This is a genomic window from Cyclobacterium sp. L-R (assembly GCF_056859355.1).
Genome location: NZ_JBSXOH010000058.1, coordinates 38,421 through 63,044, shown reverse-complemented (window position 1 = coordinate 63,044; position 24,624 = coordinate 38,421). Strand labels below are relative to the sequence as shown.

The 24,624-nt window shown below is 39.7% G+C and carries 15 protein-coding genes; all 15 read right to left on the bottom strand.

The annotated features are described in order from the left end of the window. Positions 1–206: 206 nt before the first annotated feature. The gene (locus tag AC13EX_RS07675; protein WP_482892215.1) at positions 207–1,559 is read right to left on the bottom strand and encodes a transposase; all 1,353 of its coding nucleotides are present in this window, start codon (positions 1,557–1,559) and stop codon (positions 207–209) included. 140 nt (positions 1,560–1,699) lie between these two features. Next, positions 1,700–2,938, bottom strand: coding sequence for a polysaccharide deacetylase family protein (locus tag AC13EX_RS07670; protein WP_482892214.1), 1,239 nt, complete (start codon positions 2,936–2,938; stop codon positions 1,700–1,702). Between the two features lie 15 nt (positions 2,939–2,953). Beyond that, positions 2,954–4,309: a neutral/alkaline non-lysosomal ceramidase N-terminal domain-containing protein gene (locus AC13EX_RS07665; RefSeq protein ID WP_482892213.1), complete on the bottom strand. Its 1,356-nt coding sequence runs from the start codon at positions 4,307–4,309 to the stop codon at positions 2,954–2,956. Further along, entirely contained in the window at positions 4,309–5,688 is a 1,380-nt protein-coding gene (locus AC13EX_RS07660) for a hypothetical protein (protein WP_482892212.1), read from the bottom strand. The genes AC13EX_RS07665 and AC13EX_RS07660 overlap by 1 nt, the downstream gene beginning before the upstream one ends. 47 nt (positions 5,689–5,735) lie before the next feature. After that, positions 5,736–8,789, bottom strand: coding sequence for a PVC-type heme-binding CxxCH protein (locus AC13EX_RS07655; RefSeq protein WP_482892211.1), 3,054 nt, complete (start codon positions 8,787–8,789; stop codon positions 5,736–5,738). Positions 8,790–8,806: 17 nt separating this feature from the next. Continuing rightward, positions 8,807–10,390, bottom strand: a complete 1,584-nt coding sequence (locus tag AC13EX_RS07650) for a SusD/RagB family nutrient-binding outer membrane lipoprotein (protein ID WP_482892210.1) — start codon at positions 10,388–10,390, stop codon at positions 8,807–8,809. A gap of 62 nt (positions 10,391–10,452) precedes the next feature. Next, the gene (locus tag AC13EX_RS07645; protein WP_482892209.1) at positions 10,453–13,803 is read right to left on the bottom strand and encodes a SusC/RagA family TonB-linked outer membrane protein; all 3,351 of its coding nucleotides are present in this window, start codon (positions 13,801–13,803) and stop codon (positions 10,453–10,455) included. 149 nt (positions 13,804–13,952) lie between these two features. Beyond that, positions 13,953–14,945 carry a FecR family protein gene (locus AC13EX_RS07640; protein ID WP_482892208.1) on the bottom strand — a complete coding sequence of 331 codons (993 nt, stop codon included), beginning with the start codon at positions 14,943–14,945 and terminating at the stop codon, positions 13,953–13,955. Positions 14,946–15,231: 286 nt separating this feature from the next. Next, entirely contained in the window at positions 15,232–15,771 is a 540-nt protein-coding gene (locus AC13EX_RS07635; protein WP_482892216.1) for an RNA polymerase sigma factor, read from the bottom strand. Between the two features lie 537 nt (positions 15,772–16,308). Further along, complete coding sequence (locus AC13EX_RS07630; protein ID WP_339710797.1) at positions 16,309–17,883, bottom strand: SLC5 family protein; 1,575 nt, start codon at positions 17,881–17,883, stop codon at positions 16,309–16,311. Positions 17,884–17,899: 16 nt separating this feature from the next. Continuing rightward, positions 17,900–19,282: a hypothetical protein gene (locus AC13EX_RS07625; protein ID WP_482892207.1), complete on the bottom strand. Its 1,383-nt coding sequence runs from the start codon at positions 19,280–19,282 to the stop codon at positions 17,900–17,902. 12 nt (positions 19,283–19,294) lie between these two features. Beyond that, complete coding sequence (locus AC13EX_RS07620; RefSeq protein ID WP_482892206.1) at positions 19,295–20,068, bottom strand: SDR family NAD(P)-dependent oxidoreductase; 774 nt, start codon at positions 20,066–20,068, stop codon at positions 19,295–19,297. Between the two features lie 66 nt (positions 20,069–20,134). Continuing rightward, positions 20,135–21,466: an aspartate aminotransferase family protein gene (locus tag AC13EX_RS07615; protein ID WP_482892205.1), complete on the bottom strand. Its 1,332-nt coding sequence runs from the start codon at positions 21,464–21,466 to the stop codon at positions 20,135–20,137. 45 nt (positions 21,467–21,511) lie between these two features. Beyond that, positions 21,512–22,738 carry a Gfo/Idh/MocA family protein gene (locus AC13EX_RS07610; RefSeq protein ID WP_482892204.1) on the bottom strand — a complete coding sequence of 409 codons (1,227 nt, stop codon included), beginning with the start codon at positions 22,736–22,738 and terminating at the stop codon, positions 21,512–21,514. Between the two features lie 86 nt (positions 22,739–22,824). Then, positions 22,825–24,618: a RagB/SusD family nutrient uptake outer membrane protein gene (locus AC13EX_RS07605; protein WP_482892203.1), complete on the bottom strand. Its 1,794-nt coding sequence runs from the start codon at positions 24,616–24,618 to the stop codon at positions 22,825–22,827. Positions 24,619–24,624: the final 6 nt, after the last annotated feature.

The window sequence follows — 24,624 nt, the reverse complement described above, 5'->3', positions numbered from 1 at the left end:
GGGCTTGTTGGAAAATTCGATAAAATTTGACCAAGTAAAGATAAACTAAATTATTCGTGGTTATTTTGTGTGTTTGTCTTCTGATCAGCAGTACAATTCGACTACGGTAAAGTGCAATTTGGTGAGGCGTTGGGTAGGTTTTCTTTGACCTTTTATCCATTGGACATAGGTATCCCACGATAAAGATTTTTTGATCTTTTTTCTCTTCAGGCTGCCTTCTCTCTGGGTGCAGGCTCCTCCCGGTTTCTTTTCTTTGCGATTTTTACAGCATTGGCCGCCATGGTTGCAAAAAGCACCATCAACATCTCCCGCTTTTCTCCCCGGACTTTAATTTTTCTTAGCCCGTAATGATCTTTGTGGGTTCCGAAAATACCTTCCATTACCGTTGCCCTTTGCTTTGATATTTCGCTGCTGAGTATCTTCTCTGCTTTTGAGTGTTTTTTTGGGCCCTTCTTCGGGAAGCAGGTGAATATGCTGTTTTCGGTACAGTATCTTCTGTTTTCGTTGGTGGCATATATTCGGTCTGCGCCAAGCTGTGATGTTCCCTTGAAAACTGTTTTGTGTTTCACCACGGAGGTTTTCAGTCTTTTACATTCATTGAAGTTTCTGAAACTCATCTTGTCTATAAATGAGAGCCCATCGACCTGCAGCATGTGTACCTTCATTCCGAACTCCACAGGTTTGTTTTCTTTTCCCCTTACTATAGGCCTGACATAGGGTTTGTGAAGGGAAACGATCCTGTCTTTGAGCTCAGATGGTTTGTGGGTCAACAAAAATGTCTGCTGTACCAGAATTTTCTGGATGGTTCTCAAACAGGCAAAATCTTCCGGCCTCATACATTCTCCCCTGAACATATCCATTATTTGCTGAAGTTGCTCGATTCCTTTTTCCAAAAGGTATACCAGCGATTTCCTTCTGCGAAGCGTCTCTTTAAGGGTATTCCTCCTTTTCCTGAAATAGACAAGCTGCTTAATCTTCTGTTCCCGGTATTTAGAACGCGGCCTTTTGGTCTTCAGGATCTTGCACAACCTAAAAAGTTGCTTTTCAAACACCCATTCACAGCACTCCCACAAAAGTTTCACATCGGTAGGAAAGCGGATATAGCTCTCGTAGCAGGTGGCATCCATGAGAAGTACATGGAAATTGTTCACATCCTTTTTCCAGTGGTTGAGCAGTACTGACTGAACCTGTTCCCATTCACAGTGCTCTTCAATATAGGCCCTTATCCCTGTCATAAGAGTATAATCCCTGATCTGTTTGTCCTCGGCCAGAAGTTTGCCGCAGAACATCTGCAAACTGTAATCTGTATTGAACCTTTCGATGAGCTGTCTGTCGCTGACATTGAGGTAGGCCTTGAGGAACATCATGCCAAACATTCCCTTGGCATCAAACCACCTGGGAGCACCCGGACCTGTATTCTCTGGCGGAAGACATCCTGCGAGCTCATCCCAGGGGATGGAATCTTTTATCTGGCCAAACAACGAATTCTTAAAAAAATGATATTTTGGAGAATATCCGTCGAAGTCTTTGAAAATCTGTAGTTGCGCTGTATCTTTCATAGTATTTTATTCTGCAACCTTAAAATACAAAAAAGAAAACCCCGAAAAAAGCTTTAAACAGCTAAATTCGGGGTTTTTGTGTTATGTTTTTGTTAATTATTACGCTGGTTATCAGGTAATTAATAAATCAGCAAGAAGCCCTACTTAATAGGCACCAGTGTCAAAGCTTTTAAATCCATTAATGCTCCTTTTCCAAACTCCTGTCCAGAAGCCACGATAATTCTATTGTAATCTTCTTCTAAGGTAAGTTCACCAATCTTTATTTTTTTGAAAGTTTCCCAAGAGCCAGAAGGTTTGATTACTCCTTCTATGGTTTGATTACCAGATGTAAGCACAAATGGTTTACCTGCTTCCTCGTCCGATACGGACCATTCCATCCATACTTCATACGCACCTTTCTTTGGAAGATCCAAGTCCCACTCTACTCTATCCTTAGCTGTAAACCAACCAAATGCATTCCACTCAGGCATGTATTGGATATCAGGCCCTATACCTTTTGCTTTCTCAGCCGGAAGGTGTACCGTTTCATTTAATGCCGCTCTGGTAATTCCCGGAATATTTAAGCTTCCCTCCATTTCTTCTCGCTTTTCATTCACATACTTGGCCACCGTTCCAACTGGAGCAATCCAAATACCATTGGCAGGATCATTTGCATATTCACAAAGCTTTCTTAACATGCTCAAATAGGTGGTTTGATTTCCTTCCGTTCCATTTTCATGACCGGCAAGCACCAACCATTTCCTATCTTTGCCAGCAGCTTCTATAAGTGGTAATATTTCTTCAAAGGTCATATTGTCCATTTCCATTCCTGTAAGTTGAGCCATATCAGCATAATAAGGATCAACAGGAGCTTCATCTTTCCAACCCCTTCCTGAAAGAAACATCTCAGAAATTAATGGGACATAGCTTTGTGTTTCCTCTCCCTTACCTACAAATGACAGACCGCATGGATAAGCAAAAACCTCTGGTCTCACTCCCAACAATCGCTCTACTTCATCATTTGTATCAATCAATTCTTTCCGCATTCGCTTTAAGGTATAATCTTCCAAGGCCTCAGATCTGGACCAGCCGAAATTCCCAGTGCAGGGATGATTCAAAGAGTGGTTACCAATCTCATGGCCTGTCTCCACTACCATCTTCCAACCCTCAATATTCCGTTCCATACTTGCAGGCACCACATAGAATGTAGCTTTCACCCCGTACTCATTCAATAGCGTTGCTCCCGGATCGGGGTTGCTCGCTCGGGCATCATCAAAACTTAAACTAATGGCCATTTTTTTTCCTTCCGGCCAAGGGAAATCCGGGTTCTGTGCGTTTGCACTAAATACACCTAAAACTAATACTACTATTAATGTGCTTACTGAAAATATTGACTTCATCTCAGGATTGGTTTATTATTTACTTTTCAATTCACTTTCCAAATAAGACAATACTGTCTCACCGAATCTAGTACCTGCATTGGGAACAAAAGGAGAAACAGTAGGCTCATAGCCTTTGTATTCCCACTCTTCTTCGGTCAGCATGTATCCCAACCAACCATTGGTATAACCATAATAGAAGGTATAAGGAAATGGAGATCGCTCTCTTACTTCATTTGAGATTTCACAAAACAGTTCTAAAGGACTGGCCCAAATACCAATTTTATCATTGATATTAAGAAATCGAACGGGTACTTTGATGGTTTTGGCTGTTCCTTTTTCATCTACAATATACTCATTTAAAGCTTCAGGCCATTTTAACCCCTCCTTCATAGGTGTCAAAAAATCCATCTCTGAAGCAGAAAAGGAAATCTGATCTTCATAGTTAAGGATTTCCTTACTTGCCATAAGGATCTTATCTCCAAGTAACCTCCTCAGCATATTCATCCTACCAGACCTTGCATCAGGGTAAACACTGTAGATAGGTGCGAGATTACCTGCAGCCCCGTTGATAAACAACATCGGAGCACCGGATTTTTCTTCCACATATTTCGCAACTACACCTGGACCATCTCCACTGATGAGTAAATTTTGTCCTCCCAAGACTGTCCCATGTATCGCATAATTGGCCACTGTAGCCATTAAACGATGGTCTTCCTTGTGGACTATTTTTAGAATGCCAATTCTTCGGTCTACAGCCCCATCAGGATTCATCCCCAAAAAGGCAACATCATCTATGTCTCTGGCCCTTCTGTTGATATTGGCAGATGAATGCCCCCAGCCAACTCCAAGACTTGCCGGAGCAAGTTGCTGAATCCCTTTTTCAATGCCATCCAGTAATTTACTGGTCACCAAGTCAGTATAATTGGTATCTATAGGATGTTTATATCGCTCTCCCATAAACGCTTCTGGGAGCCCTGGAGCTCCTACTTCAGGTGCTGAATGGGTATGGGTAACTGACCACCAAAAATTACTGCGTACTATACCAAACTTCTTCTCAACCAATTTTGCCACCTTATCATAGGTTGCAGGTGAGAGTACACAAATATCTGTGGAGACAAGTGCAAATTTGGAATTACCATCATCTAATATTAAAATTTGATGATAAATACTATCCAGAATCCCTTCTGATAGCCTGGCCCCATAGCCCAATAATTGTTTGGGAACTTTCGGTGTAATATTTTCTTTGACTACAGCGGCTTTAAAATCTCCGGCAAAGGTTGTTTGTACAGAAAGCAGCAGAACACAAAGGATTACCATTAAGAAAGTTGAGCTCCTAACCTTATGGTACTTCTTAAATAGCTTTGATGTTATCAGTTTGGTTAAACACATTATTTAATTGATTTAGGTAAAATGGAATAAATGCCATTCATTATTATATCTTCTACATCCTCGGTAAATCTGGAAGGCTTCTCATAACCAATCATGGCCGTTTCTGCTTCATACCCTCCCTCCTTCAGTATTCTGAGTGAAGGAATATAACAGGGCATGTCATTGGAATAAGAATTAACCCAAACCCGATCTTCACCCAACTCTTTCTTTAGGCGAATGGCATAATCTACAACCACTTCTCCAGCCAAAAACACCATGACCAAGTCTTTACCAAAATCCCAAACTTGAATTGGGTAATCTATTTTCTCAGGAATATCTCCACTCCTTGCCATCCGTCCAAGCAAAAGGAGAGAGTAATTACTTGTCCTACCGGCTCCCTTGGCATCTTGCGCCAATTTTCTAGGGTCAGGCATTTCTGCAAAGGTAAGTTCAACATATTTCATTTTACCTTCAGGTGGTTGACGGATACTTTTCCAGTTGTCTTTTCCGAGCAAACGATTAACCTCATCAGCAATTTGTTTTCCCTGATCTTTGGCATACACCAAATCCATTTCTGGTTTTTTGTTGTTCATACGTGGGGAAGAATTCTGATCTGCTCCACATCCAATAACTACCATGGCCATGGCACCTTCAGGTAAATTCTCCTCCACCTGAATCTGGGCTTCACCTACCCAATCTCCATGTGCCACATTATTTTTAGGACCTAAAGTAACAGCATGGCAAGCATAATTGAGCATTATTGCTTTTGTCTTCCCTTCAAGATCCGTAATACGCATTACAGGCAAGGAATGGTCTGAAACCCCATTGGGGTTTATGGAAGTCCTTCTATTTACAGCAAATTTCACTTCTCCTTTACTATGAGAAGCCAAGGAAGGTGTAGCATTAGCGATGGCATTCATTGCCAAGCCCTTTAGTTTTGGTACAAGCCCCATGGCATAAAGCGCAACTTCAGCCAATTCATCTGGCCCCAAGGGTTTATTGAAATGAGAGATAATATTCCCTATTTGCGGGCCACTATGGGTATGTGAAGCACAGATAGAGAGGTTGGCCGGTAATATCCCTATTTCTTTCGCTAGGGCATCCCGCACCTGCTCTGTGACCTTATGGGGTATACCCAATAAATCTACGGTTATAATAATACGGTATCCTTTTTTCGCATCTCCAAATGCCATTGCTTTGGCCCATAATTCATGCTGAACTCCCTCAAAAGGGAAATCCCTACTGGAATAGCCCGTAAGTCGAACGGGGATTTCAGGAGTAATTACCACCTTCGCCAACCCTACATTCAATGGTTTTGGAGCAGCCCCAAAACCATTGAGCTGAAAGCCTGCAATAGCCAACATAAACAGCATTAATGGTTTAACTATTAATCGTTTCATTTTCTTGGGTTAATTGATATATTTTAAAGAAGTTTTCTTGTATTTTTTTATTCTGACTTTCGGATATAGGCCAATAAATCAGCCATCTCCTGAAGGGAAATACTCTGTTCAAGACCAGTCGGCATGGCAGACATTTCGACTAATTTCAATGTTTTAATATTGGCTCTGGAAATGCTCTTGTCAATTCCACCTGCATTGCGAAGGTTAATAGCAGTAGGTGTTTCGGAGGAAATAAGCCCTTGGTGAAGTTCCCCATTTTGCAACTCCACCTCCCAAAGATCATAGCCATCTGCTATGGACAAATTAGGGTTCAAGATATCACTCATGATACTGGCTGCACGTCTGTTTTTCAAAGAAGACAAGTCAGGACCAAAAGCAATTCCCTGATCCTCTCCCATTTGATGGCAGATGGCACAGTTTTTCTGAAAAACTGTAGCTCCAGATTGAATTGTACCACTTAGCTCCAAAGCAGGTTGATAGGTGGCAATGATTTTTTCACTTTCGCCTTCAGGCCGGGTCAAAATGGCCCTAGCTCTTAATCGAAGCTTTTCATCTTTGTTCGCCATTAAACCTACACTTCTTCTCCAGCCAATGGTTGCTTTTTGTATAACTCCATCTTCAAGTGCTCCCAACAAAACTGCAATCCTTTCCCCATTCATCATCATCGCGCTAATGGCTGCATCTCTTAATTCAGGCGTAAAACTATCCCAACGATCAAGTACCAATTGAGAAAATGAATTGCCTTGCGATTTGCTTAATGTTCTAAAAGCTGCCAATTGTACAGGTAAAGGCTCAACAACATCCACCAAGCCTACAAGCATGTCTTCGTACTCCGCATTATTGCCCAAAGCCAAAAACCGAATCCCCATGCTTCTTTCTTCTCCAGTCAATGTTTTGTTCAATGCTATTTCTTTCGCTTTTGATAGGGCTAGGGCTTTACCCTTTACATTGTCCAAACCTATCCCCTCTAAAACCTGAATTGCAGCTCCTTTTACTTCTATTGAGGAATGTTCAAAAACTGTTGTTGCCAATAAACCAGCGCTTGCCCCATGTGAACCAGCTCGTTTTTTATTTTTGATTCCCTGTGCCAAGCCACGCAAAAGAGCTGGCTGCCAGTCGTATTTATTTTGGGTATTTTTTCTCGTGGCTCTTTGTACCATGGTATAAATGACTTGCTCATCCATGCTGGCACCAACCATTGAAGCCATGCTTTGTACCAGACCATTGAAGGCAGGTGTAGCGGTGTACTGGTCCAATACTGGATTGATAAGTTTACTACTCTCTGAAAAAGGTGCTGAAAGTGCTGCCAATTGCACCCATTTGTCCTCGATATCTTTGAATAAAAGTGCTTTTCGCACCTGAAAAGCACTTTCACTTTCAATGTACCCTAGGGTTTGCATCAACTGAAACCGAACTTTTGGATCAGGATCATTTTCTAAGGCCAGCAAATTTTCAGCAAACTCAGGGGATTGAGCCAAGAAAAGCTCAGCCAATTTCACAGCATTTTCCCGAATACCTGCTACTGGGTCTTTTAAAGAACTTGCTACAGTTTCTTGATCCAATGCTCCGATCCCCTGCAAAGTCCATAAAGCATGAAGTCGCCCCATTGGGCTTTCTCCAGAAATCGCCAAATCCTTTAATTGAGGAATCAGGCTCTCAGGACGCTGATCCACGATTAGCCTTTGGGCATTCATCCTCCACCAAGCATTTTTATGAGACAACTTACTAAGTAATTCTTCAGGTGAAGCTTTATCCATAGTCAATTTATTTGACCAATCTATTGGGGAAGTACCCTTAGGCGTAATACGGTAAATCCTCCCTTGGTCTGTTCCATTGTACAAAGCTCCAGACTGAACCACCTCTTCAGCCATCCATTCAGGATGTTCTATGATCTGACGGTAATAATCCAGGATATACAAAGCTCCATCAGGGCCAACATAAGCATTAACAGGTCGAAACCAAGCATCTGTAGAAGCTAAAAATTCTTTGTCAGGATGCTCTCGAGAGGCAATAAAACCTGTCCCATCCTCCTTGACGAAATCCACATGTACCAAATTGCTTACCGGCTCTGACACAAAGGTTGACTGATTGTACCGCTCAGGAAAAGCTCCTCCCAAGTAGGCAGTCAATCCGCAAGCAGAAGTCATTACACCTAGGTCAGTCAATAACTGATGTTGGGGATTGATGGTAATCGGGAAAACTTCAGCACCACTGCCATGATCTGAGGATGACTGAGTGACTCCCGTAATCACCACATGGGGATTCCTATCCAGGTATTCAGCAGAAAGCACTTCCTGAATAATATGATTGCTATTGTTCAATAAAAACCTGTGCCCATATGCATCGGCAGTGTGCCCAAATTGGGTCCTACTACTTAGCAACTCTAAGTCATAGGTGTCAGGTTTGAATCGGATACTTCTGCCTCCGGCATTTTGCGGCAATCTGTTGAGTTCTGGTTTTTCTGGATAATATACATCGGTACCTTTATCCCCAAGTAAGTCTTCATAAATGGTCGTAGTAACCGCAGGCTCATGCCCCAAATAGATCCAGTTATCCAATGCCAATTTGGGACTGTTAACATTGTGCTGAGGATTAGAAAGCGCAAACCCTGTTAAAAGGGTTTGCTTGATATCTGCTTTACCATCTCCATTGCTGTCTTCCAGGTAATAAACGTTGGGTGGATCTGTTACGATAATGCCTTGTTTCCAGCGCATGATCCCAGTAGGCACCACCAGGTTATCTGCAAAAATGACACTTTCATCCATTATCCCGTCACCATCAGTATCTGACAAGCGTTTCACTTTCCCAGACCCACTGAGGTCCAATGGATAACCATGCATTTCAACCACGAACATTCTACCCTGCTCATCTATTACCATGTCTACTGGGTCAGCTACTAAAGGCTCCCCTGCAATAAGCTCTATCTGAAAATCATCTTCTAGGACAAAAGTAGACAAAGCATTTTCCAGAGATCTATCCTCATTGGTGGACTTTGGCTGGCAAGCGTAAAGCAATAGGGCAAAGCCTAATACAAATACGATGATACGTTGATGGTTATAAAAGCCTTTAATCACCGGAAAACTTAAATTCTTTGTTCGCATGTTAAATTTTAATTTATTCAATCTACATCCCACCATAAAGGGGTGAAAATATTATCATCTCCATTGAGATACAAGCCCACCGCTTCATCAACAGAGGATTGGCTACTATTGGTAATGGAAGTGGGATATGTAATTCTTTTTATATAGTCACCACCAGTAAAATCACTGTAGTTTACTGCAATTGGGTATAACTTTGGATATCCAGTTCTTCTAAATTCGGACCAGGCTTCTTGACCATCAGGGTACATCGCTATCCATTTCTGAGTAAGGATCCTTTCAAGCTTTCTTTCAAATATATCATTCTCAGCCCATTTTATAGTTATATCTGACAACGGTTGAATATTATTTTGAGAATTATTTGGATCTACATATGGCAATTGGGTACCTGTATTGTTTTCCAAGTACTCATCTACACCGCCAACACCATTTGCTGAAAAGGAAACCTTAACTCCTTCTTCATAGAAATCTTTGGCCGTCCCCCCCATATTCCAACCCCTAAGTGCCCCTTCTGCACATAGAAAATAACTTTCAGCAACATCCATAACCTTCACATAAGGGTTTCCAAAAAAGTTTACCTGAGAAAAACCAAGGTAATTTTTCTCGCCGAATATAGCCCCAGATCGAACACCTTTAATCTCCCCGTTTAAGGAAGGGTCAGAAGCGGGCACTGCATACTTAGGTAATCTAGGATCATTATATCCTCCTAAAATAGTTTCTACCATCGCATTAATTCTGGTTTCTTGCCACGCAGAAGTTATGGTTTCTAAGGGATGTATACTTCCAGTAGACATTTCAAATGATCCATCAGCAGCAGTCAAAACTCCTCCGTCAGCTATCGCACTTTCTGCTTCAAGCTTTGCTCTTTCAGGAGCTACTTTTGAAATCCTTATCGCTAACCTTAATCTTAGTGTATTGGCAACCCTTACCCATATTGCATAGTCACCTGCATAATTGGACTTATCAAATTTTGCATACCTCACCTTATCTGCTTCCGGGTTTGCCGATTCTGCCTCCCGCAAAACATCTACTGCCTCCTTTAATTCTTTAAAAAAAACATCATAAGCCTCTTCTACTGAATCAAAGCTAACATCACTAGATTCTCCATATTTTGAATAAGGAATTGGGCCAAAAATATCTGCCAATCTGTGCCCTGCAAAGGTTTTAAAAATAATACCTAAAGCATAAAGATCTGGATAGTCTTGGTCAAAACCTCTTTTTTTCATCATCAACCATTGATCCAAAACTTTTTGGGAAGGAACCAACCAGATCTGATTGTTCCAGCTATCTACCATAGCATAAGTACCATTGTTTCTATTGTCGAAAAATGGTGCAGGTAAACTCATATATCCTCCATAATTATCGGCGTTAAGGTTTTGTTGCATTTCTATGCGCCAAGTTGTTAGTACGTCCATTATACTTAGCTGCATACCAGGCAGAGATACCCCACCTTCATTTGCATCATGTCTTAATAATTCATCAGTAATAAGTTTTTGGTCCTGATTAATATCTTGCATATATTCCACACAGGACACTGAGAAAAACAGGAAGCATGCCATAATTATGGCATTTATAGATTTTATATTTGGGGTGTAATTTTTCATTTTTTTATATTTTAGTTGACAAAATCAGGAAAAATTCATTTGAAACGAAAGTTTCCGACGAATTAAAATATAGCTCTTAGACTTATGCCAAATGACCTAGTTTGAGGTTGACTAAAAGAAGAAATACCTTCTGAAGTAGGAGATGTATTTACACTAATCTCAGGGTCAAAAGGGGCCTTTTTATAAAAGAAAAACAAGTTACGTCCAACGAAGGATAAATTTAATTCCTTAATAAATTCATTGGTTAGCGGTAAATTATAACCTATTTGAAATTCTCGCAATCGAATATTGGTGGCATCGAAAAAATATTCAGATGCAATTGCGGTGGCACCTGCACCTGTTTGATTCAGGTAAAATTCTTTAGCGTCTACCATCTGCCCATTTACCATCACACCTCCATTGTCTCTGGCCTCTCCTGATCTTTCTGAAAGTCCTTTATAATCCAACCAGACCTCAGTCCTATTGATTACTCCTCCACCAAATCTGCTGTCAATCAGAAAAGACAAAGAAAAATTCTTATAGGCAAAAGAGTTATTCAAACCAGCCAAGAAATTAGGGTTTGCATTGCCAATAAATTGATCTGGATTTGCAGATACTTGAGGAAGACCATCTTCATCGGTTATAAGGGTTCCATTTTCATTTTTTTCATAAACCCTACCATACATATCTCCAAAAGAACCGTATTCCCCATCTACCGGTCTGGTTAGATAGATCGATACTAGTCTGCTTTGATTAAAACTAGTTAATACAAATCTTTCCGCATCAAGCTTGTCACTCAATTCCCTAATCTGATTTTTGTTGTGAGAGAAATTTAGCGAAGAAACCCATTGGATTCCGCCGATCGAGGAATTATAGTTGATTATTCCTTCAATACCTTTATTTCGAATAATCCCTCCGTTGATCCAAAAATTTGAAGCACCTGCCCCTGCAGGTGCTTGAATTTGCAAGATTTGATCTGAGGTAGTGGCATTGTAATAGTTTAGGTTAAGGCTTAATTTGTCGTTAATGAACCTAAGATCAGCGCCAAATTCGTAAGACTTAGTACGTTCAGGATTTAAACTTAAAGTATCCGTACCATTAAAAAAGGGAAGTGTTCCTCTCGGATTAAGATTACCACTATTGTCCAAAGACATGGCTGGCGCTCGGTTGTTAATACCAAAAGGCAAACTATTACCCACCTCAGCATAGGATCCTGTAAACTTAGCAAAGGACAAAACATTAGATGCACTATTGCGGTCGTTTGAACCATCTTTCAAAATATAAGAAAGCCCAACTGACGGATAGAAAAAGGATTGAGCAACAGTGGAACTCCATTCATTTCTAGCGGTTATGTCTAGGTAAATTTTTTCTCTATACCCTAATGTTGCATTCCCGAAAGCCGCTTGTGTCATTGTTTTCCTAAGGCTTTCTCCTTTATTGTATTGCCCATTTAACGCATAAACAGAAAAGTAATTTGGGAAAACTAGAGAAGTTGGAACTGTAGAAGATAAATTCAACCCTGCACTGGTTGTTTCACGATTACTAAAACCAAGGGTACCAGCTAGATTGTAATCCCTAGTGATGTTTTTATTCCCTATCAATAGTAAATCCGAGTAAATATTGTCAATTGACGATTGACCTAATCCATATCCACCATTAGGACCTGCTACTGTCCCTTGAGTAGAGGCATAGTTTCTAAATTCTGATTTGTCATATATTTTATCATAGGTGATCCTTCCCTGTAAGTCCAACCAGCTGTAAAGCTCAAGTTTTGCTATAAAAGCAGAAATTGTATGGTCTCTTTGGAAGTCGCGCTGATTTCTATTCTGTACCCAGTAAGGGTTTTGGTTTGGAAAAGTTTCATTCCGGATGTATGGCCAATTTTGAACATACATGGCCCTAACTGGATCCCAAATTTCAAAATTATCCTTGTCGTATTTTGAAAAATCATCTCCTACAGGAAAAGAATAAATTCCAGGCAAGGCACTGTAACCTCCTGCGGAATTTTGATTAAAAATTTCCTGATTGGTATAGTTGATAGAACCATCAATTGATAATTTGTCGTTAAAAAACTGAGATGTCAATCTTACCGTAAAATTATTTTGTTCTAGCTTATTTTTAGGTAGAATCCCACTAGCAGAGGTGTTAGAAAAAGACATATAAAGTTGCCCTATATCACTACCATTTGAAAAAGAAACTGAATTGATTCTGGTTTTTCCAGTTTCAAAGAATTCTTTTAAATGACTGTCACTACCGTTGCTAATTTTCTCTCCCCAACTATCATTATAAATTGGATCGGTCTGTCCATAAGATGTTTGTAATTTGGGTAAATCGACAGCATTTTCGACAGTAAAAGTTGACGAAAATTCTACTTTAGAAACGCCATGCTGACCTTTCTTGGTATTAACCAAAATAACTCCATTAGCAGCTTCACTACCATAAAGTGCGGCCGCAGATGCTCCTTTTAACACTTGTATACTTTCGATGTCTTCAGGGTTATAGTTAGATAGAATGTCTGAGCCACCTATCATTGGCACACCATTCAAAACAAATAGAGGTTCACTATTTCCTGTTAGAGATTTATTACCACGTAATAATATCCTAGGTGCACTTCCGGGTCCAAAATTACCCTTGGTGATCACTGCACCAGCAACCTTCCCTGCCAAACTGTTCATGAAATTGGGGTCTTTAACCTTACTTGCTTCAGCTGGAGATACTTTCTGAGTACTATAGGTTATACTTTTAGGGTCTTTTTCAACACCCAATGCAGTTACCACTACTTCATTCAAACTTTGTACATCTTCCTCTAAAACTAAGTTGATGACAGATCTACCATCAATACTTACCTCTTGGTCTTTAAACCCTATTGATGAAATTACCAATATGACACCATTACTACCCGGAATTTCCAATTTGTAATCTCCATCAATATCTGTAACCGTTCCTATGGTAGTGCCTTTTACTCTTATGGTTACCCCAGGTAAAGATTCTCCATCTTTATTGCTAACCTTTCCCGAAATGATCAACTCATTTAACTTAATAGAAATAAGGTTATTATTCATTTTGAAATTAGTGGATTGGTTCAAAATTATTTGCTTTCCCAGTACAAAATATTTTACATTTCTTGAGGAAAAGATTTTATCTAAAACAGAACCCAATTCTTCATTCACGATTTTTAATGAAATTGTTTCTTTTGGCCTAACCAAACCTACCGAATAGGCAAATTTCACATCTGCCAAATTTTCGATTTGTCCCAAAACATCCTTTATAGGTTGTTCATCAATCTCTATGGATAGATTGATTTTCAACACATTCTGGGCGTGAGAGGGGCCTGCCACAGAAGCCCCGGTAACTATCAGAAAAATAATAAGTTGAACCAATGATATTCTCATTATTTTTATAAATAATGCAGTGTGGTGTATTTGAATTTTCATACATTTGTAAAGTTTTTGTTACACAATAATTTTAGGCAAAAACGTCCCTTTAGGCTTTATGCCTTTGCAGAGGGGGAATAATTAGGTCAAAAGTGGCTTCAACACTTTTGGCCTTTTTTTCTTTTATTTATTTCATTCTCATATACTTTTTAATTTAAACATCCTTTTCCATCAATATAGATTTGATTCTCTATTTGGTAATATTTAGCATTCAAAGCCCTAGATATAATCTCAAGGCATACATCTAATTTTTCAAAGGATAAATCAGCCGTAAGCCGGCATATATTTAACTTTTGATTTTTTACACGAATCTTCACTCCATGGACAAGATTCAATTTTTCAATTATTTCGTTAACAGAAGCTTCTTCAAATTTTAGCTCCTTTGTAGATTCAGGCAAAACCACTTGAATATCTTTCTTTAAAACCTCCGCACCAGAAGATTTTGCTTTATTTAAATTAATCTTCTCCCGAGATTTTAACACTACACTTTCCTGACTTCCACTCTTTCGATTTAAAGAAACCTGAACACTTCCTGTCAATACTTCTACAGCTTTATCGGTCCCTTTCTTGTAATCTTTTACATTAAAACTTGTCCCTAAAACTTTGGTAATCAAATCTTGGGTATGAATGATAAAAGGCCTATTCTCGTCTCGGAAAACATCAAAAAATGCCTCTCCTTCAAGATGTACTTCTCTACTATTTTGAGCAAATTCATCAGGATAGGTTAATTTACTGTCACTCTTTAACCAGACAATACTCCCATCAGACAAATGGATCTCATTAACTTTTACTTCTACCCTAGAGTATCGCGCACCGTTTATGGAGGACCTATTGAAGACCAACATTGAAACTATGATTATCCCCAGGACAAAAACTGCAGAAATTTTAAGTAGGTACCTGAAATCAAATTGTACTACCTTCTTCTTTTCCGAAGAAGTGGAAAAGTTCTGCTCATTTATCTCTATTTTTTTATTGATCTCCTTTAAAATGTTTCGACCTAATTTTTCAAGTTCTTCCTTACTTACCTCTTGGTGCTGATTATCTAACGAAGCATACCATCGGTTTATAATTTGGTTTTCCCTCGGAGACGAACGACCAAATCGATAATTCCTTAATATTTCTTTAATTCTATTTATTCGCAATTCCAGAGAGATCTATAAATTCATAAATACTTATCAACTACTGTATTAAAGTCAGCCTCACCCTACAATCGTACCATCCTACATTCAAAATAAAAATGGTCACCATAGCAAAATATACAAGAAGCTCAGCCCTTAAGATTAAAAAAGGAAAAATATAATTTGAAATCAAACATGATCCCACACAAAACATACTGTTGATTGGGATTTCTTCAACAAAAACAGGTAATTATTCTGAATAAATTAAAGAAAAAAATATTAATTAAGAAAAAAAATAAAAGGACAATACTTAAGAGATCATCCAGATGAAAAACCAAAAATAACCATGGTTCAAATGTGCTTTGAGTATTTTTAATGCTTTTGATATTTGATTTTTAACGGTTTGTTTAGAAACGGCTAGCTTTTCCGCAATCTCATCTAAAGATAGATTTTCCTCTCTACTCAATTGATAAACGAGCTTCACTTTTGGGGACAGTTTATTAATGCCAACCTCCATAATTTTCTCTACTTCTTCCGTAACCAAGGCATTTGAAGTTGTATCTTCAAATGCTTCAAGTTCCACTTTTAGGGACTCGAGATGCTTTCTTCTCACCGTTTTAAATTCGAAATGATTTATTATTTTATATTTCAAAGCCGTAAACAAGTATGCCTTCAAGGAAGATTTAATTTCAAAATCATTCCTTTTCATCCAGATTGATACAAATAAATCCTGAATAATGTCTTCAGCCTCTTCCTTTTCGCCTAATTTTCTGATGGCGCACAGAAACAATTCCTTCCAATACTTTTCATAAATACAATTAAATGCATCCCTGTCTCCTTTTTTTAACAGGACAATTAAATCTTCATCTGTATGGTTGACTTGATTTTTGATGATAATAATTTAAATAAAATGGTGATTTGCAGATTTTGATAAATTTATCAAAGAATTTATTATTTCCAAAATAGATTTATATTAATAGAAATTTTAAAAAAACGTTGGCTTACAAAATCTACAGCTGCAATATCACAAGCAATCAACAATTAGCTACGGTTTATATACTCCCTCTCTCTTGCTTTCGAATCAATATACTGGATATGCACCTTAAATGATTAAAGTAAAGTAATCTTTTCATAATAATTCCTTTTACCAGCTACCAGAAATACTGTCAAGTGTTGGAACTGACTACCAACAGTTCTATTCAATCATTATTTCCTAATCTCCATATTAATGTTTGATAAGTGGCGAACAATTATTCCCCCATTACGAATTAATCTTCCTGAGTTACTTACCAAAGATTTACAGCAGTGGTTATTCTTATTTGAAAGCTCCAGTTGCAAGCATTTATGGTAGCAGCAGAGGTATTCTAAGCCCAAACCTATTACAGCACTAAGCATATTTGATGTAGAAATACAAAACCATAGCCATTACAATGGCCCACCAGATAAATGGGTTTCTCCAGCCTTTCTGCTGCTCTCTTTCACTTTTCGGTAGAGAAAGGCTTTCTTTGGTCCAGATCAAACCTTCCAATTCTGCTTCACTTTTTCTTTGGGTGACCAAACTGACGAGGACGCACAGTAGCATACAGGTCCAGAAAACAATTCCTGTTCTATTAAAAAATGGCATCTCCGGAAAGAAAAACTCTACCAATAATGACAAAGGAATGGTAAGAAGGCCTGCCGTTAATGCCCCTGCATGGGTAGTTCCTTTCCAGAATATCCCCATCAAGAACATGGTCGCGATCCCAGGGGTAAACAGGCCGTAGGCATTTAAAAGGTAAATAAATATGGGTTTTTCGGAATAATACACAAGAATACCGGTACATAATATTCCAATTAGAATTACCAAAACCCCTGTAATTCTTCCAAATCGTACAGAAGATGCCTCAGAAGCATTTGGTCGAAAATAAGGCAGATAAACATCAATTGTCAAGATGGTTGTACAAGAGTTAATGGCTCCTGATAAGTGCGACATGATCGCCGCTATTAGTCCTGCCATCACCAGCCCTACCAAACCTGTAGGAAGCAAGTGCTCAACCAGCATGGAAAAGAGCAAGTCTGGCTTTTCAAGGTCAGGGAATATTTTTGGCGCCACGATGGCAGGTATAATGATCAATAGGGGAATTAAAAACTTAAGATAATCGGCGAAAATCACCCCCATGCGTGCATGCCATTCATTTTTTGCCGCAAGGGTTCTTTGAACAATAAACTGATTGGTTGCATTGTAAAAGATACTAATACAAAGTAGTCCTCCCAGATACATGGTCCAAGGAAAATCTGGGTCGTTGGCTGGCAACATCAGTTCCCAATCCTTTGAGGATTCTACAATGGCCTCAAATCCACCAGATGCATCTATGGTATAGTAGGACAAAGCAACCATACCGAGCACCAATACAGCAAGTTGTAGCATTTCGGTCCAAACAACCGCTCTTAAGCCTCCTAAAACAGTATAGACCCCTGTAAATACTGCCAAAAACAGAATACTCGCCAACATTGGTATTCCCAACAAGGATTGCAGGGAAATGGCTCCTAGATAAAGAACGGCACTTATTTCTACAAAAATATACGTCAAAAGCACCAAAATCGAATAGGTTGTCCTGGCTCCTCCACCAAACCTCTTTTGTAAAAATTCCGGCATGGTATAAAAACCATTCCTTATGTAAAAAGGTAAAAACACCCATAACAAGACATTAAAACCTACCAATATTGCCCCCCACTCAATTACAATGGCCACAAATCCTCTTTCGTAGGCCACTCCCATTACTCCTACCAGGTGATGACTACTGATATTGGCAGCAATAATACTTCCTCCTATCATCCACCATGGAAGTTTGTCACCAGCTAGAAAATAATCACGTTTACTTTCACCGGTACTTTTCCTGGAGGCATATAGCCCTAGACCTATTATTCCTACAATGTAGATGATAAATATCCCTAAGTCTAAATTAGTAAAATTGGATTCCATATTGTTTTAAAGCTAATCAGGGTTTACTGTTCATTTTATTTAACACCTCTTGAACCAAAACTTCATATGCTCCGGCGTCAAACGGCGTTTGCCACACGGTATACATGTCTTTGTCATAAAGTTCCTTTGGCGGTAGGTACCCTATATGCCCATTCACAATATTTCCCACCACCACAGGTGTAGAAGAGAATTTCTCCCGAAGGGTTTGTTGAAAAACAGTATAGGCTTCATTGGGCTGCACTACGATCAGACAATCTCCCAATTGCCAATACCATACCTTTACAGTGACTTTAATCCCATCCCCAATGGAACTCCTCACTCCCAGTTTGCGAATAAGTCTTTCTTTTAGTACTGGATCCTCACATTCATTGATGGACTGCTTAAGCTCCTTGATGGATGGCCAAGGCTTCAATGGCAATTCAATAGTGATAATTTTAGCCGATACATTACTATTAGCAGCTACAGACTCCTGCTCCCAGATGGCCAGCGGGGCCCCAGAGGCAACTGTTTCCTTGAAAATAAGTGCTTTACCTGCAGGCGACATACTTTCGAGCACAGCCAAGGCAGAAAATGCCAATTGCCTACCGTGCTTTTCTGCAAGCGCGACATTGCCTGAATATTGCTCTGCTGGAGCAAGGTCTCCAGAAGCTCCTTGAATGAACAAACTTGGAGCTCCGGTATTTTCATTCATTACCTTTTTGAAAGTACCCGGGAAGTCTGGAGAAATTTTAAGGTTGTCCCAAGCTAAGGTGGTCGGGTGGCAAGCATAATTCACAATTGTACCCATTATCCCTCCAGCAGTATCCGTAATTCTCCCTACAAGTAAGGTATCATCGGCAGGTTTGCTGGAATTGTAACCAACAAAATACTGATTACTTTCTGGCTCATAATAATCTCGGTTTTTAGCCAGATTACAGGTGCCATATTCCCAAGTCAGTATTCCCGAAACTTTATTCCGTAGGCATTCCTTGATTAACTTTGTACATGTTTCCCTCAAGGTATCCAAGTAAGGAGCTATCAGTTCTCCTCCGGGCTTGTCTTTATCGGCTCTATTTAGGTTGGGTCCAGCGTGGGTATGGGAAAAACAAAACAAAAGTGAGGCCTCCTCCAGTCCTGTTTTTTCAAGGATAAAATTCCTAACATAGGCTTCATCCTCCATGTTTTTCCACCAGCCAAGATCTGCTGACAAAAAGACCATGGGTAAAGGATTACTTTTAGTCTCAATACTGATACAGGTAACCAATAATGGCTGATGAATACCTGTGGCCGTTGCCTGGGAAGAAGCTCCCCAGTTTTTATTATTGATCCCAATAGGGGGAGTAATATCACTTTGTCCTATTCCAAATTCTCCCTCAAAAGGTCTAATAAATTGCTTTTTCTTAGTATTAGCAGAACTCATATTGGAAATAGTTTAGGACAATAAAGACAATCCACCATCCATAAGCAGGGTACTTCCAGTCATGTGTTTATTGTCAAAATCACATAACCAGAGTACACTACTGGCAACTTCATCTGGGTGCATAATTCTTTTGACAGGTACTTTTTCTATCGCTTTTAGCTTTGCTGATTCATTGCCGTCTAATACCTGTTTACTCAAACCTGCATCCACATAGCCGGGAGCAATTTCATTTACCAGAATATCGTTAGGAGCAAGTTCTAGTGCCAGGGATTTGGACAACATCCTTAATGCTGCTTTTGACACACTATAAGTGGGAAGGTTTTGGTGTACAGTTTCTGCAGCCCAACTTCCCACGAAAACCAACCTTCCTGACACTTTGCCTTGGAGCAACTTTTCACTGGCAAATCTTGAAAGGTAAAATGCCCCATCAAGATTCACTTTCAATTCATTAGACCACTCCGTGGGACTAATATCCATGATTCCTTTTATGGTTACTGTGGCAGCATTTGGGATAATTATATCCAGAGCCCCTAGCTCTTCAGTTGCCCGTTCAACCCATTGCTTCACTTGGTCAGGGTCTCGTACATCTACACGGTCATAAAAAACCTTCACTTCAGGATTTAAAAGATTTAGGCTAGCCAAAAACGCTTGTGCTTCATCGTTTTCTTTCACATCTCCCAAAGCCACATTCGCTCCCTTCAGAACAAAAGCTTTGACTATGGACCTACCAATATCCCCAAGGGCGCCGCTAATGATCACACAATGGTTTTTAAATGAACCAGGCATATTATTTTATATTTTATTGAAAAACCATTCCTTAGTACACATGAATAAATAGGTCGGAATTCAGACCTATTTATTCATAAGTTTTTTCACTACTTTCTCAGTTTTATCCAGCGTTTCAGTGATGTCTTTTTCGGTGTGAGCAAAGGAAATGCTACCTTGTTTGATAGGCAAAGGGAAATTATAGACACCTTCATGAATGAGTTCATTTCTATAAGCTTTATCCCACTCAAAATCATGATTCAACACAATGTCATGGAAATCTACTGGAGCATGGTCCATAAAGTAAACACAATAAGCCGATTTAATGCGTGCCACTTTAAAAGGCTTGTCATAACGATTAAAGATATCAATCAAGCCTTTTTCCAATAACCCACCCATGTTTTCCAGATGGTCATAAACCGCAAATTCCTGTGAAGACAATTTTTTCAAAGTAGCAATAGCAGCAGCATCTGTAAAGGGATGGGCATTAAAAGTCCCAGCGATCAATACTCTTTTTCCTTTCTCAGGGTGGTTAAAGTAATCCATGTACTTCTTCTTTCCTCCAATCACACCTATTGGGTAACCATTGGCCACGGCCTTTCCAAAGGAACTTAAATCTGGGGTTATTCCACAAATGCTTTGATAACCACCTAAAGCATGACGAAAACCTGTTTTCACTTCATCAAAAATCAAAAGAAACCCTTTCTCATCTGCCATTTCACGAAGCCCCTTGAGGTAATTCTCATTTGGTTTTACAATTCCAATATTTTGTAAAATCGGTTCAAGAATTATACAGGCTACCGGATATTTTTCAACCACATAAGCTATTGATTCCAGATCATTGAAATTGACTACGTGAATCAGGTCTTTATGGCCTTGTGGAATCCCTGCTGACAAAGAATCATAAGGATACTCTCCCGGTGAAACCCTAGGCCCTATATCTTCCAGACTACTCATTACATTTGCCGAGACATCGTTGTGCCAGCCATTGTAACCTCCCTGAATGACAATAACATGATCTTTTTCAGTGACTGCTCTTGAAATTCGAATGGCATGATAAGTAGCTTCTGAACCAGTACAGGTCACTTGAATACTCTCAACAGTAGGCACACATGCGCAAAACAAGGCCGCCAACTCCCCTTCGTGGGTAGTAGGCCCAGCTCCCATCAACACCTCATGGTTATTCATGGATTTTATTACTGCTCCATTGATATCCGGATCATTGTGGCCCAAAAAAGCCGAAGCGAAGCCTGCTTGATAATCGATGTATTCATTCCCATCAATATCCCAAATTCTACTTCCCTTGCCTTTGGTAAAAGCAATATTTGGATCTGATTTACGATTTAAAGAAACAACACCACCAGGGATCCATTTCTCGTTTTTATTAAGTAATGCTTTTGATTTTGGCCAATTATTCATAATACTAAATTGAATTATATTAAGTACACCCACTGAAGGTGTCAATTATATGTCAAATGTTGGGATCTTCATGTTCTCCCCTCCCCTTAATGCCGACTGATGGGCAACTATCCCAGGGGCAGTATAAGCCAATGCTTCATGAATGTTTACCAATGGCTGTCTCTCGTTAATTACTGAGTCCACAAATTCGTGGGTAATAAAGGTATGTGAACCATCATGTCCACTATTGTGCCTCATTAACTTAGGCAAAGCATCCGAATCCCACCAATCTTGCTGTTGATAATCCTCTTTCTCTGCTCTCTTAAACAAAAATCCTGCATCATCTCTTCCCAATTCTTCAGAAGCATTGATCTTCACTTCATCTAATCCATGTGGATCTCTTGCATACAAACTCATCCTATCCCCATGCCATTCACCTCTTTCAGTCCCCATCAAAGCCCCTCTCCAACATACAGACATCCTGCTGGCATTGCCTTTATTGGTTTTGAAGAGCGCAGTTTCATTCCAGAATGGATTGTTATAAGGGTTACCTTTCAAAGCTTCACTATCATCTCCCCAACCAAGACAACTTACGTCAGTAAATCGCTCTCCTGTAACAGAAATATGGTAAGCCGTACAGTGAGTAGGATACATCATTGGGGCCATACCATGTCTCCATGTAGGCTTTCCATCCTCATAAAAAAGCACCTCAAGACCTGGGTGATGATAATCCGCTTCTACCCTGAATATATTGCCAAACTTCCCATCATTATAATATTTCCGTGCTGAAATGACCACTTGATGGTAAGCACTTGTTTCAGCCATCATATAAGTCAGACCTGTTTTATTAACAGCATTCCTAAGTCTTTCACAATCTTCTAGACTCATCGCAGCCGGCACTGCACATAGCACATGCTTGCCCGCATTCAAACAAGCAAGTACATGCTCAGCATGATCAGGTACTGGAGTAGCCACGAATACCGCTTCTACTTTTGGATCTTTAATTAATTGCTCCAGAGATTCATAACTTTTGGAACAGTTATACACTTCCATCAATTTTTCTCTCCGGTCTTTTCGTAAATCACTAACCGCCTCTACCACGCAATTGGGATGCTCATGAAAGAAAAAGCTAGCGCCAAATCTACCTCCCACAACGGCCATTCTTAATTTTCTATCACTTTTGGGTGGGCCTGCAAAGGCAAACCTAGGGCTCACCACTAAAGATGCTCCCAGTATTCCTGCTGTTTTCAAAAAATCCCTTCGATGCTTTCCTGATAATGATTCTGGTTTCATAATTATATTAAATTAAGTTTTGAGTTTTTTCAATTAATAATACCTAAATAGACCATTGAATAGGGCTTGATAGCTACAAACCCAGATTAATAATTCGGGTTTTGAATTAATACAGGCCCATCATTGGTTTCACTAAGGTCAATTTGTGCCTGCGGGATGGGATATATTTCATTTTTACCTTTTGTGAAAGTAGCTCCCTGCATGTAATAAAAATTATAATCAGGAATATTGGTTTCATGTCGAATATAGGCGTTCAACTTTTCGGCCATATAACCAGTACCATTGTCATATCTCTGGAGATCAAAGAATCGATGGTGTTCCATGGCCATTTCTAGCTTTCTTTCAAACCTCACCGCTTCTCTGGCGAAATCTTTTCCATTGGTAGAAAATTGCCCATTGTACAGTCCTACTTTATAATTGGCCGCAGGCTCATCTGTGGTTCCTGCCATAGGGGCATTATTGTCTTTGTATTTTTTCACCCAACTTTCAGGATCCGCAGCTCTTGCCCTTACCCTATTGACATACGCTTCTGCTAACTCAAGATTTCCAACTTCCACTTCCACCTCTGCTGCCCATAAAAGCACATCTGCAAACCGAATCAAGTTATAGGTATTTGCACTACTATTCCCTTGTCGTGCTTCTGGTTCAGCCTGGGGGTTAGCATTTTTCATATGCAAATAAGGCCCACCTACACTTTGCTGCCTTACCCAGGACATGCCTGGATTAACTCCCCAATCAAGAAAAGGGATTCCCCGGCGTCCTACAATCCAATCCAGCCGTGCATCTAAGGTACCTTCATAAGGAGAAAATGGTTCTGAAGAAGGTATACCCAGGTCATTATTGATATCGAAATCATTGAAACTATCTATCAACGGTAAACCAGTTTCAGGATCGGTCTTATAAGAATTCACTAGCGAAAATGAAGGTTGATAAAAACCATAGCTAGGGAATGGACCACCATAAGGCCCGGAATGCCCTTCCCCTCCAGCGGTATTTCCATTCGCACCATTTCCACCATCATTAACGGAATGCATAATAGCAAAAACCTGCTCAGGCCCATGTTTGGTTGAAGGTTTAAAATTATCGAAATAATGCTTATTCAAATCGTACTTCAATCCATTTGAAGTCACACCATTGGCTATAATATCATCCAATATTGGCTTTGCCTCTGTGTACTTGTGCTGAAACATATGTGCCTTAACCAGAAAAGCTTTGGCAGCCCATTTGTTGGCCCTCCCAACATCACTTTTGACTTCGTCTAGGTTTTCTGCAGCAAACTGAAAATCTGCTTCAATTAAAGGCCATACCGGCCCAGAATTAGGTAAATTAAAATTCGCATTTGAAAAACTAACACTCTCGTCAATAAATGGAATATTTCTCCACATCAGAGAAGCTTCAAGATGATAAAGCCCCCTTAGGAATCTTGCTTCAGCCTCTACTTGTAAGGCTTTGTCTTGAGACATTCCACCATTATCCATTACTAGTTCTAAAAGCCGCAATACGTCATTGGAACGTTGCACACTTGAATACAATACTTTCCAGCGATCATTGAACCCTGGAGTAGCTGCCGTAGCGGTATAACTTTCGTATTGGGGAACCGGTTGCAGTGCTCCTGCCTCGGTTCCTGTATGCGCATCATCAGAGGTCACCCCTCCAAAAATCCATCTCCCTGAGGGCCAACTTCCTCCTGATGTTCCACCATTGTTCAACAGTGAATACGCACCAATCAATACGCCATTTACCCCTGCCTCAGTGGCCAAATTGGAAGATGAAAGTGTCCCTTTGGGTTTAACATCCAGAAATTCATCGTTACAACCAAAACTCCCTGTAAGTAAAATCATCATTACAATGATATTTTTTGATTTTATTAAATGTTTCATGATTAT